The organism is Pseudomonas sp. R3-57 (genome assembly GCF_051132065.1).
Lineage (GTDB): Bacteria > Pseudomonadota > Gammaproteobacteria > Pseudomonadales > Pseudomonadaceae > Aquipseudomonas.
This window is the reverse complement of record NZ_CP071655.1, coordinates 3,465,023-3,484,748: the sequence shown is the minus strand read 5'-3', so window position 1 is coordinate 3,484,748 and position 19,726 is coordinate 3,465,023. Positions and strand designations below refer to the sequence as shown.

Genomic DNA, 19,726 nt, shown 5'->3' with positions numbered 1-19,726 from the left:
TCAGGCCTCTTCGCGCTGGCGAGCGAAAACCAGGCGAACCCGCAGCAGGGCGCCAAGGTGATACAGCGCCAGAATCAGCAGCGCGGCAGCCAACGGCCAATAAAACAATTCGCGCTGCGGCTGATGGCTGAGGGTTTTGACCTGGTGCGGCGTGAGGCGATCGAGGGTGTCGTAGACCTGATTCAGCGCGTTGCGGTCTTCGGCGCGGAAAAACTGACCACCGGTGCTTTGGGCGATTTGTTCCAGCGCCGGCAGATTGACCTTGGCCTCGCCCGAGGCGCTCGGGTCGCCAATGCCGATGGTGTGAATGATCACGCCTTTGCTCGCGGCCATTTGTGCCGCGTGGTCCGGGGTGATCGCGCTACTGGTGTCATTGCCGTCGGTGAGCAGGATCAGCACTTTCTCCTGCTCGTGGGCCTGATCCAGCAACTTGAGACTCAAACCGATGGCATCGCCAATCGCCGTGTCCGGGCCGGCCATGCCGATGCCGGTATCGGCGAGCAGCAGCGACAGGCTGGCGTGATCGAGGGTCAGCGGCGCCTGCGGATAAGCACCGCTGCCGAACACGATCAGGCCGAGGCGATCATCCTTGCGCTTGTCGATGAAGCCTTGCACGACGTCCTTCACCGCCGCGAGGCGATTGATTTTCTCGCCGCTGGCGTTGCTGAAGTCCTCGGTTTCCATCGACTGTGAGAGGTCGATTGCGAGCATCAAGTCGCGCACCGGTTGTTGCCGTTCCAGAGGCTTTTCGACAAATACCGGGCGCGCGGCGGCGAGCAGGATCAGCGCCCAGACCAGCAGGTTGAGCAGCAGTTGCCAGTGATTGCGGCGGCTGCCGACGCCCCCCGGTGCTTCGCCGACCGCGCGGCTCATCGCGGCAAAAAAAGGCACGCGCACGGCGCTGCGTGCCTCGTTGTAGGCGGGCAGATAGCGGTAAGCCAGCCAGGGCAGCGGCATCAGCAGCAACAGCCATGGGTAATCAAGCTGCCACATGGTGATGCTCCATCCAGTATTGGCAGGTGTCGAACAGCGCCTGACGTTGCGGCGCGGGCAGGGCGCGCAGAGTGTCGTCTGGGGCGTAGGCGAGCTGCGCGAGTTGCGTGCTGAAGTCGGCGGGGAGTGGTTTTTTGCTGTGGCGTTGCAGGAAGGCTTGCCAGTCGTCCCTCCCAAGCGCCGCCACACCCTGTGGGAGCTGGCTTGCCAGCGATGGCGTGCTGTCAGTCAACGCCGATGCTGAATTAGATGGCCTCATCGGTGGCAAGCCAGCTCCCACAGGGATCGGGTTCCATTTTTGCGATTGTGTGGGCATGGACAGCGCCACGCGCTTGAGCAGCTCTGGCAATTCGCGCAAGGCATTCAAGTCATCGCTGCGCTCGCGCAAGTGTGCCAGTCGCGCCAGACCTTCGCGTCGATAAGCATCTCTGCGCCATTGCCCATAACGTCGCAAACCTACAAGCAACGCGGCGAGCAACAACATCCCGAGCAGCATCCACCAACCCCACGTCTGCGGCGCATAGCTGACCGGTGCCGGCAGGCTCAACTCCTTGAGCTGGTCGATACTGGGAATATCCGGATTCACCGCCGTGCTCCGGCGTTTTTACCCAGTTCCGCGCGCAATTGTTCGTGGGCGTTTTCAGCGCTGCTGAACATCATCAGCGGCACCTGACTGCGGCGCAGCAGGCTGGCAACGTCTTGCAGACGACCGCTGAGAAAATCCCCCAACGGCTGACGTACATTGCGCTTGTCGACCGCCAGTTCGACCTGCAACTCGCCCTGAGTGACCAGCAGTCGGCCATTGTTCGGCAACTTCAGCGCCAGCGGATCGTAGACCTGCAAGGCGATCACATCGTTATGCGCCGCCAAGTGCCTCAGCAACTGCAAGGTGCGCGGGCCGGCTCCGGCAAAGTCGCTGACAATGCAGATCAGATGATCATGCCCGGCCAGTGCGAGGCAGCGTTGCAGGGCGGTGTCCAGCTGTGCTTCGTCTTCAGCGTCAGGGTTGCTCGCGTGCAGCGCCTGATTATGTTCGGCGACGCGACTGAGCAACGCCTCCACGCGTTTGCGGCTGCGCAACGGCGCGACGGCGTCGATGCGCTGGTCGTTGAATACCAGCCCGCCAACGCGATCCCCGGCGTTGAACACCATCCATGCCGCCAACGCTGCAAGCTCGGCGGCAAGGGCAGATTTGAAGCTGCGCTGCGAGCCGAAGAACATCGACATGCGCTGGTCGACCACGATCAGCGCCGGGCGGTCGCGTTCCTCGGTGAAGGTACGCACTACCGGTTTGCCGGTGCGCAAGGACGCACGCCAGTCGAGGTGGCGTAAGTCATCGCCGGGCTGATAGCGGCGCAGCTCATCGAAGTTCAAGCCGCGCCCGCGCAGCCGCGAGGCATGGTTGCCGGCAAGAATGCTGCCGCGTGGCTGGCGGGCGAGAAAGCTCAGGTCACGGGCCTTGAACTCCAGCGCCATCAATTGCGCAAGAGACACGTAGACCAGTCCGTCGGTGTTCATGCCGGAATCGCGACTTTATCGAGAATGCGGTCCAGCACCTGATCGGCACTGACGCCGTCGGCGACCGCGTCGTAACTCAGTTGCAGACGATGGCGCAGCACCGGATGCACCACCGCGCGGACGTTGTCCGGGGAAACGAAATCCTGCCCCTGCAACCACGCATCGGCGCGCGCACAACGGTCCAGACCGATACCACCGCGCGGGCTGGCGCCGATGGCGATCCAGCGTGCCAGATCTTCGTCGTAATCGGCGGGGTAGCGGGTGGCGTTGATCAGGTCGATCAGGTAGCTGTCGATCGCAGGCGAAACGTGCACGGCGCTGACTTCCTTGCGCGCCGCGAAAATCACGTCCTGGGCGAGGTTGAAACCCTTGGCCGGCGCGGTGCTCGCGCCTTGGGCGAACTCTTCGTTACGCAACAGGCGCAGCACCTGACTTTCGTTTTCGGCGCTCGGATAATCGAGCAGCACCTTCATCAGGAAACGGTCCATCTGCGCTTCCGGCAGCGGGTAGGTGCCTTCCTGCTCGATCGGGTTTTGCGTCGCCACCACGATGAACAACTCCGGCAGCGCATGGCTGTTGCCGGCCACCGTAATCTGCCGCTCTTCCATGGCTTCGAGCAAGGCTGCCTGGACCTTGGCCGGGGCGCGGTTGATCTCGTCGGCGAGAATCAGGTTGCCGAACAGCGGGCCGGGCTGAAAACGAATTTCGTTTTTGCCTTCGACCTGATGCAGCACCTCGGCGCCGGTGATGTCCGAGGGTAGCAGGTCCGGGGTGAACTGGATGCGGCTCATTTTCGCGTCGAGGTGTTTGGCCAGGGCTTTGACCGTACGGGTCTTGGCCAGCCCCGGCAGGCTTTCCAGCAGCAAATGGCCGTTGGCCAAGAGGCCGAGCAGGATCTGTCGAATGACTTGATCCTGACCGAGCACCGCTTCGGCGATGCTGGCTTGCAGGGCGTTGAGGTCGCTGAGCGCGGTCATGAGGACAATCCTTTGTGGCCGGGTCTAGAAAAATGCCAGGGTCAGGTTGACGCTGAAGCCATTGCCTTCGGGGCGGTTTTTGCTGTCGAACTCCGGTACCCAGCGCGCACTGACGTTGGCCTGGGCATCGGCGAATTTGCCGGCCCAGCCGAGTAACGGCCCGGCGCCGACTGCGCGACCGCGGTAGCCGTTGAAGGCATCGGCGGTCTGGCCCTTGTCGTCGGTCAATTGCTGGATGTAGCCGGCGGCGATACCAGCGTTCCAGCCGTTGCCGAAACCGTGGGTCCACAGTGCGTCGAGGCGAAAGATATTGCCGTTGCGATAGTCGGTGGCGTCGTTTTCGCTGTAGCGCTCGAAGGCACTCATCAGACTGAACTCGCCACCCTTGCCATCCAGATGGGTGAACGCGACGGTCGGCATGAGCGTGTAGGTGTTCTGCCCTGCGTTAGCCAGGCGGTCCTTGTTGTAGGCGCCGCTGGGCACGTAGATCGGCAGCGAGAAGGACAGGTGATTGCGCTCATCGAAGTGGTATCCGGCGGCAATCGGGGTGATCAGCGCATCGGCGAACTGCGTCCCTGAATCACTGCTGCCGAGGGTGCGCCCGCGCGGTCCGGTGACGCTGGCCTTGATGTCGGTGTATTGCACCGGTACGCCAAGCGCCGAGGCGTAATTCCAGCGGCCCGGGCCGGTGTCCCAGACGTGGGTGAAGTTACCCATGGTGTAGGAGACCGTCATGTCGAGCCCGCCGCTGACCGCACCGGAAATCGGCGCGCCCTTGCTGCCCTTGAGCGAACCGTCATACCAGATGCTGGTCAGCGACATGATCCAGCCCGGTTCGGGCGGGACAATCCCGGCGTTGGCAAACACCTGCTGGCCGGTGATCGGCCGGCCGACGCCGCCCTCAGCGGCGTACAGTGCAGGGCTGCCGCACATGCACAGCGCCAGCCACGGGCGCATTACCAACGGCTTGAGCATCGGACACGCTGCGCCGTCCCGCCCGCGCTGAAAATCAGTAATCCCGGCTCGACTGCAGATCATTTCCCGATTCCATGGTGTGTTCCAGGACAACTGGGTGCTGTTTCGCCACCCCTGCGTCTTCCCGTTCTTTATCAAGGCTGTAGGACAAGTCCTTCTGAAACTAGCAGCAAATCGGGGGTTAGCCAGTCGAAGGAATTAATTCCTTGGCGTATCGAGGGGACAACGCATAGCGAGCTCGTCAGGTCTTTTTCGTCTGCTCGCGAATAGGGAGCAGGAGCTATCTAGTGAAACGAGGCTACGATCTTTTGATCCTGTTTTTCAGAAGCAAAATTAAAAGATCGTCTGATCGTGGCTCAAGCCTTCGGCGGCTCCTACCTATGCGTATTTCACTTCGAGATGTTTAAAGTTATTTCGAATTTGCGGAACGTTCTTACAACGTTTTCAGGTTGTCCGTCGGACGTCGGGTCTCTAGCCTGTGTTCGTCGCTGCCAATTCAGCGACCGGGACTGGAAACCCCGACGGGTATTAGTGGCGCGTACACGCCTTTCATAACGTATCCTTGCGCACTTCGAATGTGTGCACTCCGTTATGGCGGCTGTGCGCGGGAGACCTTCGGGTCGACCGGGTCGCCGCTGCCCGGGTTTCCAACCTGCGTACAGCTGCCACCTCTTCGTCCGGAAACCGAATGGGGCAGCTCCAACTTTCCAGTGGAGTACCACCATGAAAAAGCCAACACCCAATCCGCCAGAATCAGACGCCGAAAGCTGAGGCTGTGATCGTTCATTTCGACAATATTGTCGCCCAGCAAACAGAACAGCGAAAAAAGACTGCGTCATCAGCACGGTATGTGTTGCCATCCAACTATCATCCGACTACGAATAACTGCACAACCGTGACCATTGCGGGAGCAAAGGTTTCGGGTAAATCAATTGTGCAGAACCCGGCGAAATTTAATGAGATGCGAGGTCTCTCTTTCATCGAGAGACAGGCTGCGCGTACGCAAAGTAGTCCTAAGGACGGTATTTTCATGCCGGCGGATTTACAAGCCATGCTCGAAGCGAATACCGAGGCCCCATATGATAAGAAAAATGTTTACAAATAGGCGACTTGGCGTATGGCTGGTCACAGTTTTATCTGTCAATGCGATTTTTTTGGCTTTTCTGATTTTTGGCGATATTGCGAAGGGGCACAATATGGAAATGATCAAAACTAAAGAACCGTTGCTGATTGAAGGGCCAAATGGCGACGAGAACTACTATGTTCTGCCTATGGGTACTACGCTTTATCATGATAAAAGTTTTCCTGAAGGGCATGACCGTTATGTAGTGTATCTCAACCATAAAGGTGCAATTGCCCACGAAGACGTACCCATGAAACCGGAGTATGGCGGTTCATTTATCGACCCGCTCTGGTTGGCCAATGTTAATGAGGAAGCCTTAAAGGGAATTTTCAAACGTTTCCCGCTTTCCAAAGCGGATGTCGCCGCTGCTATAAAGGCCAATGGAATAACCAAGGATGATCTGGCCGACATAATCCGCTCTATGCCCGACTGATGAATTTGCAGCTTTCGAGTGAAGCAAGGCTGTGATCTTTTGACTTTGCTTTTCCAGATCATAAGATCGCACTTTCGGCAGCTCCTGGATGTGATATTCCGTTTAGCCGTTTTTCTTGGCATGTTCGCGAATGTGCTCTTCCTGCGCTCGCGCCTCGGGAGTGAACTCGGTGCCGAAGTGGTTTCACTCACTGGTCGAATGGGGCAGCGCTGAATCGACACCATTTCACGCAACACCGCAAAAAACTGTAGGAGTGAGCCTGCTCGCGATAGCGGTGTGTCAGCCAATGTATGAATCTCTGACACACCGCTATCGCGAGCAGGCTCACTCCTACAGGGGGATGGGCGCTGGGTTGTATACAATTTTCCGCGACGCACCCCAACAATTCATCGAAGGGTTTAGCTCGCTGGGCCATTTCATGGTTAACTTCCGCCTCTTGCATGCTTTCCAATCAAAAACATCAGAAGGACTCAAGTCATGGCTCAAGTCACCCTTAAAGGCAATCCGGTTCAAGTCAACGGCCAGTTGCCACAAGCCGGTTCCAAGGCTCCAGCCTTTTCTCTGGTTGCCGGCGATCTGTCTGACGTCACCCTGAAAGACTTTGCCGGCAAGCGCAAAATCCTCAACATCTTCCCAAGCGTCGACACCCCGACCTGCGCCACCTCCGTGCGCAAGTTCAACGCCCAGGGCAACGACATCGCAAACACCGTGGTGCTGTGCATTTCCGCCGACCTGCCGTTCGCTCAGGCACGTTTCTGCGGTGCCGAAGGTCTGGAAAACGTCAAGAACCTGTCGACCCTGCGCGGTGCCGAGTTCATCGAAAACTACGGCGTAGCCATCGCTGACGGCCCGCTGAAAGGCCTGACCGCGCGTGCCGTGGTCGTGCTGGACGAGAACGACAACGTTCTGCACAGCGAACTGGTCAAGGAAATCGCTGAAGAGCCAAACTACGAAGCGGCACTGTCCGTTCTCAAGTAAGGCTTTTACAATTGTTAACGGCCTGGCCCTGTCCAGGCCGTTTTCATTTGTGTATCAGGGTTTTGCCTCACACCTTGAAACGTAAGTACAAGGTAAATTGCCGGTAAAGCTGCTTTGCTTAAATCCAGTCAGTGCTTATCGTTCAGCCTCCCGTAATAGAAGCCCACGCGCCCAATGGTTAATCACTCCATGCAATCGTCCTCCCGCAAATCCCGTCGCTGGCTGATCAGCCTGCTTGTCCTGTTGGTGATCGCCGTCCTGTGCTGGAAATTCTGGCCCGCCGGTTCCGCCCACAAGGAGGGCGCGGACAAGGATGCGGCTGGGCACGCCGGGCGTTCGGGAATGATGCGGCCGGGCTTCGGCGGCGGCACCGGGCCGATTCCGGTGCGCGTGGCGCCGGCGGTCACCGGGGACTTCCCGCTGTATTACAAGGCGCTGGGCACCGTGACCGCGCTCAATACCATCAACGTACGCAGCCGGGTCGGCGGCGAGCTGATGAAGATCAATTTCGAAGAAGGGCAAATGGTCAAGGCTGGCGATGTCCTGGCCGAGATCGATCCGCGTCCGTACCAGAACGCCTTGCTCCAGGCCGAGGGCACCTTGCTGCAGAACCAGGCGCAGTTGAAAAACGCGCAGGTTGACGTCGAGCGTTATCGCGGCCTGTATAAAGAAGACAGCATCGCCAAACAGACGCTCGATACCGCTGAAGCGCTGGTCGGCCAGTATCTGGGCACGGTCAAGACCAATCAGGCCGCAGTCAACGACGCCAAACTCAACCTTGAATTCACCAAAATCCGCGCACCGATTGCCGGGCGCGTCGGCTTGCGTCAGGTCGACGTCGGTAACCTCGTCACCGCCAACGACACCACGGCGCTGGCAGTCATTACCCAGACGCAGCCAATCAGCGTGGCTTTCACCTTGCCGGAAAACAGCCTCGACACCGTGCTCGCGCGCTATCGCAGCGGTGCCAGACTGTCGGCCGAGGCGTGGGATCGCGGCGACAGCAAACTGCAGGCCACCGGTGTACTGCAAAGCCTCGACAACCAGATCGACGTCGCCACCGGCACCCTGAAATTCAAGGCCCGTTACGATAACCGCGATCAGGCGCTGTTCCCCAATCAGTTCGTCAATATCCATTTGCTCGCGGACACGCTGAAGGGCGTGGTGCTGGCACCGTCGGCTGCGATTCAGTTCGGCACCAATGGCACCTTCGTTTATGCGCTGGACGGCGACAAGAAAGTCACCATCCGCCAGTTGAAGATCGGCGCCAGTGATGGCGAGAACACCGTTGTCACCGAAGGCCTGGCTGCCGGCGACCGCGTGGTGCTGGAAGGCACCGACCGCCTCAAGGAAGGCAGCGAGGTTGAAGTGGTCAACGACAGCAATCAGGTGCCGACCACCCCGACCGAACACCTGCAGGGCAAATCCGCTGCCAACGCGCCGGACGCGGCCGTGACTGACAAGGCCAAGAAGGGCGCATGAACATTTCGCGGCTGTTCATCCTCCGACCGGTAGCCACCACCCTGAGCATGCTGGCCATTGTCCTGGCCGGTCTGATCGCCTATCGCCTGTTGCCGGTGTCGGCGCTGCCTCAGGTCGACTACCCGACCATCCGCGTCATGACTCTGTATCCCGGCGCCAGCCCGGATGTAATGACCAGCGCGGTGACGGCGCCGCTCGAACGCCAGTTCGGGCAGATGCCAGGCCTGACGCAAATGGCTTCGACCAGTTCCGGTGGCGCTTCGGTGCTGACCCTGCGTTTCAGCCTCGACATCAATATGGATGTCGCCGAGCAGCAGGTACAGGCGGCGATCAACGCGGCGACCAATCTGCTGCCGACCGATTTACCGGCACCGCCGGTGTACAACAAGGTCAACCCCGCTGATACGCCGGTGCTGACGCTGGCGATCACCTCGAAAACCATGCTGCTGCCCAAGCTCAACGATCTGGTCGATACGCGCATGGCGCAGAAGATCGCCCAGATCAGCGGGGTCGGCATGGTCAGCATTGCCGGCGGCCAGCGTCAGGCGGTGCGGATCAAGGTCAACCCGGAGGCTCTGGCGGCGAACAGCCTGAACCTGTCGGACGTGCGCACCTTGATCAGCGCTTCCAACGTCAACCAGCCGAAAGGCAACTTCGACGGCCCGACGCGGGTCTCGATGCTCGATGCCAACGACCAGCTGACCTCGCCCGAGGACTACGCCAACCTGATTCTCGCCTATAAGAACGGCGCGCCGCTGCGACTCAAGGACGTCGCCGAGATCGTCGATGGCGCCGAGAACGAACGTCTGGCGGCGTGGGCCAACCAGAATCAGGCGGTATTGCTGAACATTCAGCGCCAGCCCGGGGCCAACGTGATTGAGGTGGTCGACCGCATCAAGGCATTGCTGCCAAGCATCACCGACAACCTGCCGGCCGGCCTCGACGTGACGGTGCTCACCGACCGCACCCAGACCATCCGCGCTTCGGTTACCGACGTGCAACATGAATTGCTGATCGCCATTGCTCTGGTGGTAATGGTGACGTTCCTGTTCCTGCGCCGTTTCAGCGCGACGATCATCCCGTCGGTGGCTGTGCCACTGTCGCTGATCGGCACGTTCGGCGTGATGTACCTGGCCGGGTTCTCGGTCAACAACCTGACGCTGATGGCGCTGACCATTGCCACCGGCTTCGTGGTCGACGATGCCATCGTCATGCTGGAAAACATTTCGCGCTTCATCGAGGAGGGTGACAGCCCGATGCAGGCCGCGCTCAAGGGCGCCAGACAGATCGGCTTCACCCTGATTTCCCTGACCCTGTCGCTGATCGCCGTATTGATCCCGCTGTTGTTCATGGCCGACGTGGTCGGGCGCCTGTTCCGCGAATTCGCGATTACCCTCGCGGTGGCAATCCTGATTTCGCTGGTGGTGTCGCTGACCCTGACGCCAATGATGTGCGCACGCCTGCTCAAACGTGAACCGCAAGAACACGAACAGGGCCGTTTTTACCGGGCCAGTGGTGCCTTCATTGACTGGATGATCGCCGGCTACGGGCGCATGTTGCAGTGGGTCCTCAAACATCAGCCGCTGACCTTGCTGGTGGCCATCGGCACACTGGCGCTGACGGTGTTCCTCTACATGGTCGTGCCGAAGGGCTTCTTCCCTGTTCAGGACACCGGCGTGATCCAGGGGATTTCCGAGGCGCCGCAGTCGATCTCCTTTGCCGCCATGGGCGAGCGCCAGCAGGAACTGGCCCGGGTCATCCTCGAAGACCCAGCGGTGCAAAGCCTGTCGTCGTATATCGGTGTCGACGGCGATAACGCCACCCTCAACAGCGGCCGCTTGCTGATCAACCTCAAGCCCCACGGCGAACGTGATCTGAGCGCCAGTGAAGTGATTGCGCGCCTGCAACCCAGGCTGGACAAGCTGGTGGGTATTCGCCTGTTCATGCAGCCGGTGCAGGACCTGACCATTGAAGACCGCGTCAGCCGCACGCAGTACCAGTTCAGCATGTCTTCGCCGGACGCCGAACTGCTCAGCCAATGGAGCGGGCGGCTGGTCGAGGCACTGGCCCAACGCCCGGAACTGACTGACGTCGCCAGTGATTTGCAGGACAAGGGCTTGCAGGTCTATCTGGTGATCGACCGCGACGCCGCTTCACGCCTTGGCGTTTCGGTGTCGAACATCACCGATGCGCTGTACGACGCTTTTGGTCAGCGGCAGATCTCGACCATTTACACCCAGGCCAGCCAGTACCGCGTGGTGCTGCAGGCCCAGGCCGGCGAACGCATCGGCCCGCAGGCGCTGGACCAGATCTACGTCAAGACCACCGATGACGCGCAGGTGCGGCTGTCGAGTCTGGCCCATGTCGAAGAGCGGCAGGCGCAGTTGGCAATTACCCATATCGGCCAGTTCCCGGCGGTGATGATGTCCTTCAACCTCGCTCCCGGCGTGGCGCTGGGGCATGCGGTCGACGTGATCGAACAGGTGCAGCAGGAGATTGGCATGCCGGTCGGCGTGCAGACCCAGTTCCAGGGCGCGGCCGAAGCCTTCCAGGCGTCGCTGTCGAGCACCTTGCTGCTGATTCTGGCCGCGGTGGTGACCATGTACATCGTGCTCGGCGTGCTGTACGAAAGCTACATCCACCCGATCACGATCCTTTCGACGCTGCCTTCGGCGGCGGTCGGTGCGTTGCTCGCGCTGCTGCTCAGCGGCAACGATCTGGGGATGATCGCGATCATCGGCATCATTCTGCTGATCGGTATCGTGAAAAAGAACGCGATCATGATGATCGACTTCGCCCTCGATGCCGAACGCACCCAGGGCATGGCCCCGGAACAGGCGATCTATCAGGCAGCGCTGCTGCGCTTCCGGCCGATCCTGATGACCACGCTGGCGGCATTGTTTGGCGCGGTGCCGTTGATGCTCGCGACCGGTTCCGGCGCTGAACTGCGTCAACCGCTGGGTCTGGTGATGGTTGGCGGATTGCTGGTGAGCCAGGTGCTGACGCTGTTCACCACACCGGTGATCTACCTGTACTTCGACCGCCTCGGCCGACGCTTTGGCAAGCGCAAGGCAGAAGGCGAAGAGGTCTCCGCATGATCGCACGCAACCTCTGTAGGAGTGAGCCTGCTCGCGATGGCGTCGGCACATTCATTATCAATCTGCACAGACATACCGCTATCGCGAGCAGGCTCACTCCTACAAGGGGTCGGCTTGAAATTGGGAATAGCGCTCGATGAATCTCTCCGGTCCGTTCATCAAACGCCCCGTGGCAACCATGCTGCTTTCATTGGCAATCATGCTGCTCGGTGGCGTCAGTTTCGGTCTGCTGCCGGTGTCGCCGCTGCCGCAAATGGATTTCCCGGTGATCGTCGTGCAGGCGAGTCTGCCCGGTGCCAGCCCGGAAGTTATGGCGTCGACCGTGGCGACGCCGCTGGAGCGGTCGTTCGGTGCGATCGCCGGCGTCAACACCATGAGCAGTCGCTCCAGTCAGGGCTCGACCCGGGTCATTCTGCAGTTCGACCTCGACCGCGACATCAATGGCGCGGCGCGGGAGGTGCAGGCGGCAATCAACGCTTCGCGCAATCTGCTGCCAAGCGGGATGCGCAGCATGCCGACCTATAAAAAGGTCAACCCGTCGCAGGCACCGATCATGGTCCTGTCGCTGACCTCGGACGTGCTGGAAAAAGGCCAGCTCTACGACCTCGCCTCGACCATCCTTTCGCAAAGTCTGTCCCAGGTGCAGGGCGTCGGCGAAGTGCAGATCGGCGGCAGTTCGCTGCCGGCAGTGCGCATCGAACTGGAACCGCAGGCGCTGAACCAGTACGGCGTGGCGCTCGACGATGTGCGCAAGACCATCGCCGAAGCCAACGTCCGCCGGCCGAAAGGTTCGGTCGAGGACGGTCAGCGGCTGTGGCAGATCCAGGCCAATGACCAGTTGGAGAAGGCCAAGGACTACGAATCGCTGATCATTCACTACGCCGACGGCGCGGCGCTGCGCCTCAAGGACGTGGCCAAGGTCAGTGATGGCGTCGAAGACCGTTACAACAGCGGTTTCTTCAACGATGACGCGGCGGTGCTGTTGGTGATCAACCGTCAGGCCGGTGCGAACATCATCGAGACCGTCAACGAGATCAAGGCACAGTTGCCCGCGTTGCAAGCGGTGTTGCCGGCCAGCGTCAAGCTGAACCTGGCGATGGACCGCTCGCCGGTGATCAAGGCGACTCTGCACGAAGCGGAAATGACCTTGTTGATCGCCGTGGCCCTGGTGATTGTGGTGGTGTTCCTGTTTCTCGGTAACTTCCGCGCGTCGCTGATTCCGTCACTGGCCGTACCGGTGTCGCTGGTCGGCACCTTTGCGGTGATGTACCTGTATGGTTTCTCGCTGAACAATCTGTCGCTGATGGCGCTGATTCTCGCCACCGGTCTGGTGGTGGACGACGCGATTGTGGTGCTGGAGAACATTTCCCGGCACATCGACGAAGGCGTCAAACCGATGCAGGCCGCTTACCTCGGGGCCAAGGAAGTCGGTTTCACCTTGCTGTCGATGAACGTCTCGCTGGTGGCCGTGTTTCTGTCGATTCTGTTCATGGGCGGGATTGTCGAAAGCCTGTTCCGCGAGTTTTCCATCACCCTCGCGGCGGCGATCATCGTCTCGCTGGTGGTCTCCCTGACGTTGACGCCGATGCTCTGCGCGCGCTGGCTCAAGCCGCACACGCCGGGGCAGGAAAATCGCCTGCAACGCTGGAGCCAGCGGACCAACGACTGGATGGTCGACAAGTACGCCAGCAGTCTCGACTGGGTGCTGCGTCACCGCCGTTTGACCCTGTTCAGCCTGTTGATCACCGTCGCGGTCAACGTCGCCCTGTACGTGGTGGTGCCGAAAACCTTCATGCCCCAGCAGGACACCGGCCAGTTGATCGGTTTCGTGCGCGGCGACGACGGGCTGTCGTTCAGCGTGATGCAGCCGAAAATGGAAATCTTCCGCCGCGCTGTGCTCAAGGACGCTGCGGTAGAGAGTGTCGCCGGCTTCATCGGTGGCAGCAACGGCACCAACAACGCCTTCATGCTGGTGCGCCTGAAGCCGATCAAGGACCGCCAGCTCAACGCACAGAAGGTCATCGAACGCCTGCGCAAGGAAATGCCCAAGGTCCCCGGCGCACAACTGATGCTAATGGCCGACCAGGACCTGCAATTCGGCGGTGGCCGCGAGCAGACCACTTCGCAGTACAGCTACATCCTGCAAAGCGGTGATCTGGGCGAGCTGCGCAAGTGGTACCCGAAAGTGGTCACCGCGTTGCGCGCCTTGCCTGAACTGACTGCAATCGATGCCCGTGAAGGGGCGGGGGCGCAGCAAGTTACGCTGATCGTGGATCGCGATCAGGCCAAACGCCTCGGCGTCGACATGGACATGGTCACCGCCGTGCTCAACAACGCCTACAGCCAGCGGCAGATTTCAACCATCTACGACAGCCTCAACCAATATCAGGTGGTGATGGAGGTCAATCCGAAATACGCCCAGGACCCGGTGACGCTCAAGCAGGTGCAGGTGATTACCGCCGAGGGCGCGCGCGTGCCGCTATCGACCTTCGCCCATTACGAAAACAGCCTCGAAGACGACCGCGTCAGCCACGAAGGCCAGTTCGCCTCCGAGAGCATCGCGTTCGACATGGCCGAAGGCGTGACGGTGGAGCAGGGTAGCGCAGCCATCGAGCGGGCGATTGCCAAAGTCGGTCTGCCGGAAGACGTGATCGCAAAAATGGCCGGTACCGCCGACGCCTTTGCCGCGACGCAAAAAAGCCAGCCGTTCATGATTCTCGGCGCACTGCTGGCGGTGTATCTGGTGCTCGGCGTGCTGTATGAAAGCTATATTCATCCGCTGACGATTCTTTCCACGCTGCCGTCGGCGGGTGTCGGCGCATTGCTGTCGATCTATGTGTTGGGTAGCGAATTCAGCCTGATCTCCTTGCTGGGCCTGTTCCTGCTGATCGGCGTGGTGAAGAAAAACGCCATTCTGATGATCGACCTCGCTTTGCAACTGGAACGCCATCAGGGCCTGTCGCCGCTGGAATCGATCCGCAGCGCCTGCCTGCAACGGCTGCGACCGATTCTGATGACCACGCTGGCGGCGATTCTCGGCGCCTTGCCGCTGCTGCTCGGCCGTGCCGAAGGTGCGGAAATGCGCCAGCCGCTGGGCCTGACCATCATCGGCGGGCTGGTCTTCAGCCAGATCCTCACGCTTTACACCACCCCGGTGGTTTACCTCTATCTCGACAAGCTGCGCCATCGTTTCAACAAATGGCGTGGCGTGCGCACTGACGCCGCTCTGGAAACTCCGCTATGACTGACCGTTCGCTTTTCAATTTCGCCACCGCACGGGGTTCGCGCTTGCTGAGCCTGTCGCTGTGCGTGGCGCTGCTCAGTGCCTGCGCTGTCGGCCCGGATTATCAGCGCCCGCAGACGGCTGAAATCGCTCAGTACAAGGAAGCCGAAGGCTGGACCCAGGCTAACCCGAGCGATGCGCTGGCCCGCGGCGCCTGGTGGGAGTTGTATGGCGATCAGCAGCTCAACGGGCTGATCGAGAAACTCAACAGCTCCAACCAGACCGTCGCTCAGTCGGAAGCCCAGTATCGCCAGGCCCAGGCCTTGGTGCGCAGCGCGCGCGGGGCGTTTTACCCGAGTGTCGATCTGAGCCTGGGCAAGACTCGCTCCAGCCAAGGCACCGGCAGCAGCAGTTCGAGCCTGAGCAGTTCTTCCAGTGGCATTCGCGATACTTACAATGCTGAGCTGGGCGTCAGTTGGGAAGCCGACGTCTGGGGCAAGCTGCGCCGCGGCCTCGAAGCCGACGAGGCCAGCGCCCAGGCCAGTTTTGCCGATCTGGCGGCGATGCGCCTGAGCCAGCAATCGGAGCTGGTGCAGAATTACCTGCAATTGCGGGTCATCGATCAGCAGAAACGCTTGCTCGAGGCGACGGTGGCGGCTTATCAGCGTTCGTTGCAGATGACCCAGAACCAGTACCGCGCCGGGGTTTCCGGGCGTGACGCGGTGGCGCAGGCGCAGACCCAACTGAAAAGCACCCAGGCCGATCTGGTCGACCTGATCTGGCAGCGTGCGCAATTCGAGAACGCCATTGCCGTACTGACCGGGCAGGCGCCCGCCGACTTCAGCATTGCCGAAGTACAGACCATCCCGAAACTGCCGCAAGTGCCGGTGAGTCTGCCGTCGCAATTGCTGGAACGGCGTCCGGACATCGCTTCGGCGGAGCGTTCGGTGATTGCCGCCAACGCCAATATCGGCGTGGCGAAAGCCGCGTACTACCCGGACCTGACCCTGAGTTTGAGTGGCGGCTATAGCAGCAGTACTTCGCAGAACCTGATCAGCCTGCCGAACCGTTTCTGGTCGGTGGGACCGAAGCTGGCGTTGCCGTTGTTCGACGGCGGCCAGCGCTCGGCGGAAGTGGACCGCACCGAAGCGGTATATGACCAGACCGTGGCCCAGTACCGGCAGACCGTGCTCGACGGTTTCCGCGAAGTGGAAAACTATCTGGTGCAGCTCAAGGTGTATGAAGAAGAAGCCGCAGTACGCCAGGAAGCGCTCGACGCAGCGCGCGATTCCTGGCGCCTGACCGAAAACCAGTACAAGGCCGGGCTGATTGCCTATATCGACGTGGTCGTGGTGCAAGCCACGGCGCTGAGCAACGAGCGCAGTGTGCTGAATATTCTGCAAAGCCGTTTGATCGCCAGTGTGCAATTGATTGCCGCGCTGGGCGGTGGCTGGGATGGTCAGCTGGAAGTCAGCGACAGCCAATGACCTGCCGATCACTGGCGGGAGCGAGCCTGCTCGCGATAGCGTCCGCACGGTCACTGCCTGCATGGATCGTTCCCACGCTCTGCGTGGGAATGCCTCTACGGACGCTCTGCGTTCGGCTTTATCTGGGACGCGGAGCGTCCCGGGCTGCATTCCCACGCGGAGCGTGGGAACGATCAATCAGCCGATTGTAAGACGATCCGACACCGCTTCATCGGCTTGATGGCCATTTGATAACTTTGTCAGTGCGTTCTTCTACGCAATCAGTACAATCGCCGCATTTGCCCGACCGAGAATGGACGCGATTGTGCGTTGGGTGGCCACGAGAATCCCCATGCTCATCGGTAGTTACTCTTCCACTCTGGTTTTCATTTCGTTGTGCGTGGCGATTCTCGCTTCCTACACCGCACTCGACCTCACCGGCCGCATCGCCACTGCCAAGGGCCGCGCCGTGCATTTCTGGACGGCCGGCGGCGCGTTCGCCATGGGCATCGGCGTGTGGTCGATGCACTTCATCGGCATGCTCGCCTTCAAACTGCCGATCGATCTGGGCTACGACATTGTCCTCACCGCGCTGTCGCTGCTGATTGCCGTACTGTCCTGCGGCTTTGCGCTGTGGCTAGTCAGCCAGCCGAAGCTGCCGATCCTCCAACTGGGCTTCGGCGCGCTGATCATGGGCGCCGGCATCAGTGCCATGCATTACACCGGCATGGCGGCGATGCACATGACGCCAGGCATCGATTACGATCCGGCGCTGTTCGGCGCTTCGTTGCTGATCGCCGTCGGCGCTTCGGCCGCGGCGCTGTGGATCGCCTTCCGTCTGCGCCAGCATTCACCTTATGTACGGCTGATTCGCGCCGGCGCGGCGGTGATCATGGGGGTCGCCATCGTCGGCATGCACTACACCGGCATGGCTGCTGCGCAATTCCCGGCTGGCAGCTTCTGTGGCGCGACGCTTAACGGGTTGAAAGGCAACGGCCTCGACGGTCTGGTCCTGATCACCACGCTGGCGGTGCTGTCGATTGCCTTGCTCACCTCGATCCTCGATGCGCGCCTCGAAGCACGTACTGCCGACCTCGCGCATTCGCTGACCGTGGCCAACCGCGAACTTACGCAATTGGCGCTGCACGACACCCTGACCGGTCTGCCGAATCGCATGCTGCTCGACGACCGCATCAATCAGGCGATGAAAAAAGTCCATGAGCACGGCGGCTGCTTCGCGCTGATGTTCATCGATCTGGACGGTTTCAAGCCGGTCAACGATGCGTTCGGCCACCACATGGGCGACGAGTTGCTGCGCGAAGTCGGTGTGCGTCTGCGCGAAGACTTGCGCGGCCAGGACACGCTGGCGCGGATCGGCGGCGACGAGTTCGTCCTGTTGGTGCGTTTGAGCGAACCCAATGATGCGCTGGGCCTGGCTGCGCGCCAGGTGGGTTTGGTCGCCCAGGCGTTCCGCGTCGCGGGCCATGATCTGCAGATTTCCGCCAGCGTCGGCATCGCCCTGTATCCGGGCAACGGTCAGAACGCCCAGGAACTGCTGATGAACGCCGACGCGGCGATGTACCACGCCAAGGGCGGCGGGAAAAACGGCTACAGCTTTTTCGACGTCTCGATGAACAACAATGCGCGCAAGCAGTTGCAGTTGCTGCAAGACCTGCGCGCGGCGCTGGAGCACAGCCAGTTCAGCCTGCATTACCAGCCCAAGTTCGACGCCGGCAATGGTCGTGCGGTCGGGGCCGAGGCATTGCTGCGCTGGCAGCACCCGGTGCACGGCCTGTTGATGCCGGACAAGTTCATCGAGCTGGCGGAGAAAAGCGGCCTGATCATTCCGATCGGCGAGTGGGTGCTCAACGAGGCCTGCCGGCAGATGCGCGAGTGGTTTGTGCTTGGTTACACCGACTGGCGGATTGCCGTGAACCTCTCGGCCTTGCAGTTCTGCCACACCGGGCTGGTGCGCAGCGTCGCCAAAGCGTTGGCCACGCATCACCTGCCCGCGAACAGCCTGACCCTGGAAATCACCGAAACCACGGCGATGAGCGATGCCGATGCGAGCATGACGGTGTTGCAGGAGTTGTCGGACATGGGCGTCGACCTGTCGATCGATGACTTTGGCACCGGTTATTCCAGCCTGATGTACCTCAAGCGCCTGCCGGCTAACGAGCTGAAGATCGACCGCGGTTTTGTCCGCGATCTGGAACACGACAGCGACGACGCGGCGATTGTCTCGGCGATCGTCGCGCTGGGGCAGGCGTTGGGTTTGCGGATTGTTGCTGAAGGGGTTGAAACCGGTGTGCAGCAGAAGTTTCTTACCCAGTTGGGCTGTGATTCCCTGCAGGGCTATCTGCTCGGGCATCCGATGCCGGCCGAGCGTTTCATGCAGGACATTGTGCGCGGCGAGGCGCTGGCGCTGGCCTGATTGACCGCGTCGCCTGCAATCCAGCAGGCTGGCTCCCACAGGGTTTTGCGCGGTGAACGGGTCCACTGTGGCCAGCCGACCGGGCGCCACAGACTTATGCAAAACCCGGCAATGACGGTTATTCTTGGCCCCGACTGTCTCGTGTGCATTTGGGGGAAAGGCCAGCATGGATAAAGTCATCGTGATCACCGGCGGCGGGCGTGGCATCGGCGCCGCTACGGCGCTGTTGGCTGCCGCGCAGGGCTATCGGATCTGCATCAACTATCAGTCGGATGAACAGGCCGCGCAAAGCGTGCTGGAGCAAGTCCGTGCCTTGGGCGCCCAAGCCATTGCAGTACGCGCCGACGTCAGTATTGAAGATGAAGTGATCGCGCTGTTCCATCGCGTCGACACTGAACTGGGCCGGGTCACCGCTCTGGTGAACAACGCCGGCACCGTCGGGCAAAAGTCGCGGGTCGATGAAATGTCCGAATTCCGTATTTTGAAAATCATGAAAACCAACGTACTGGCGCCGATCCTCTGCGCCAAACACGCGATCCTGCGCATGTCGCCCAAGCACGGCGGGCAGGGTGGCAGCATCGTTAACGTCTCCTCAGTCGCTGCACGGCTCGGTTCGCCCAACGAATACGTCGATTACGCCGCCTCCAAAGGTGCACTCGATACCTTCACCATTGGCCTGTCCAAGGAAGTCGCGGGCGAGGGCATTCGCGTCAATGCGGTGCGTCCGGGTTACATCTATACCGATTTCCACGCGTTGAGTGGCGACCCGGAGCGGGTCAGCAAACTGGAATCGGCGATCCCCATGGCCCGTGGTGGCCGCCCGGATGAAGTGGCGGAGGCGATTGTCTGGTTGTTGTCGGACAAGGCGTCGTATGCGACGGGGACGTTTGTGGATCTGGGGGGCGGGCGTTAGTTCTGCGGTGGCTGGTATGGCGCTATCGCCAGCAGGCTGGCTCCCACATTGGTTCTGTATTTACAAATCTACTGTGGGAGCCAGCCTGCTGGCGATGGCGATCGATCAGGCAA

Annotated in this window: 14 protein-coding genes; 9 read left to right on the top strand and 5 right to left on the bottom strand. The window is 60.8% G+C overall.

Going from position 1 to position 19,726, the window contains the following annotated elements:
• From J3P93_RS15595 to J3P93_RS15575, 5 genes are read right to left on the bottom strand one after another with little or no spacing between them, the layout of a single operon-like run.
• Positions 1–993, bottom strand: a complete 993-nt coding sequence (locus J3P93_RS15595) for a vWA domain-containing protein (protein WP_434589315.1) — start codon at positions 991–993, stop codon at positions 1–3.
• Positions 980–1,579: a DUF4381 domain-containing protein gene (locus J3P93_RS15590; protein ID WP_434589313.1), complete on the bottom strand. Its 600-nt coding sequence runs from the start codon at positions 1,577–1,579 to the stop codon at positions 980–982. The genes J3P93_RS15595 and J3P93_RS15590 overlap by 14 nt, the downstream gene beginning before the upstream one ends.
• Entirely contained in the window at positions 1,576–2,511 is a 936-nt protein-coding gene (locus tag J3P93_RS15585) for a DUF58 domain-containing protein (protein ID WP_434589311.1), read from the bottom strand. Before J3P93_RS15585 ends, J3P93_RS15590 begins: the two co-directional genes overlap by 4 nt.
• Positions 2,508–3,488, bottom strand: coding sequence for an AAA family ATPase (locus tag J3P93_RS15580; RefSeq protein ID WP_434589309.1), 981 nt, complete (start codon positions 3,486–3,488; stop codon positions 2,508–2,510). The genes J3P93_RS15585 and J3P93_RS15580 overlap by 4 nt, the downstream gene beginning before the upstream one ends.
• 24 nt (positions 3,489–3,512) lie before the next feature.
• Complete coding sequence (locus J3P93_RS15575; protein WP_434598401.1) at positions 3,513–4,463, bottom strand: SphA family protein; 951 nt, start codon at positions 4,461–4,463, stop codon at positions 3,513–3,515.
• 775 nt (positions 4,464–5,238) lie between these two features.
• On the opposite strand from J3P93_RS15575, the gene J3P93_RS15570 reads away from it, so the two are divergent.
• The 9 genes from J3P93_RS15570 (at position 5,239) to J3P93_RS15530 (ending at position 19,613) form a co-directional block, all read left to right on the top strand.
• Complete coding sequence (locus J3P93_RS15570) at positions 5,239–5,568, top strand: hypothetical protein (protein WP_434589307.1); 330 nt, start codon at positions 5,239–5,241, stop codon at positions 5,566–5,568.
• Complete coding sequence (locus J3P93_RS15565) at positions 5,543–6,019, top strand: hypothetical protein (protein WP_434589305.1); 477 nt, start codon at positions 5,543–5,545, stop codon at positions 6,017–6,019. Before J3P93_RS15570 ends, J3P93_RS15565 begins: the two co-directional genes overlap by 26 nt.
• A gap of 477 nt (positions 6,020–6,496) precedes the next feature.
• A complete protein-coding gene (tpx, locus tag J3P93_RS15560; protein WP_203418250.1) occupies positions 6,497–6,997 on the top strand; it encodes a thiol peroxidase in 501 nt (166 codons plus the stop codon).
• A 174-nt stretch (positions 6,998–7,171) separates the two neighbouring features.
• Positions 7,172–8,479, top strand: a complete 1,308-nt coding sequence (locus J3P93_RS15555) for an MdtA/MuxA family multidrug efflux RND transporter periplasmic adaptor subunit (protein WP_434589303.1) — start codon at positions 7,172–7,174, stop codon at positions 8,477–8,479.
• Positions 8,476–11,577, top strand: coding sequence for an MdtB/MuxB family multidrug efflux RND transporter permease subunit (locus J3P93_RS15550; protein ID WP_434589301.1), 3,102 nt, complete (start codon positions 8,476–8,478; stop codon positions 11,575–11,577). Before J3P93_RS15555 ends, J3P93_RS15550 begins: the two co-directional genes overlap by 4 nt.
• Before the next feature lie 136 nt (positions 11,578–11,713).
• Positions 11,714–14,821: an efflux RND transporter permease subunit gene (locus J3P93_RS15545; protein ID WP_434589299.1), complete on the top strand. Its 3,108-nt coding sequence runs from the start codon at positions 11,714–11,716 to the stop codon at positions 14,819–14,821.
• Positions 14,818–16,287 carry an efflux transporter outer membrane subunit gene (locus J3P93_RS15540; RefSeq protein ID WP_434589297.1) on the top strand — a complete coding sequence of 490 codons (1,470 nt, stop codon included), beginning with the start codon at positions 14,818–14,820 and terminating at the stop codon, positions 16,285–16,287. The genes J3P93_RS15545 and J3P93_RS15540 overlap by 4 nt, the downstream gene beginning before the upstream one ends.
• Before the next feature lie 331 nt (positions 16,288–16,618).
• On the top strand, positions 16,619–18,700 hold the full coding sequence (locus tag J3P93_RS15535) for a putative bifunctional diguanylate cyclase/phosphodiesterase (protein ID WP_434589295.1): 2,082 nt from the start codon (positions 16,619–16,621) through the stop codon (positions 18,698–18,700).
• A gap of 166 nt (positions 18,701–18,866) precedes the next feature.
• Complete coding sequence (locus tag J3P93_RS15530; RefSeq protein ID WP_434589293.1) at positions 18,867–19,613, top strand: SDR family oxidoreductase; 747 nt, start codon at positions 18,867–18,869, stop codon at positions 19,611–19,613.
• Positions 19,614–19,726 lie beyond the last annotated feature (113 nt).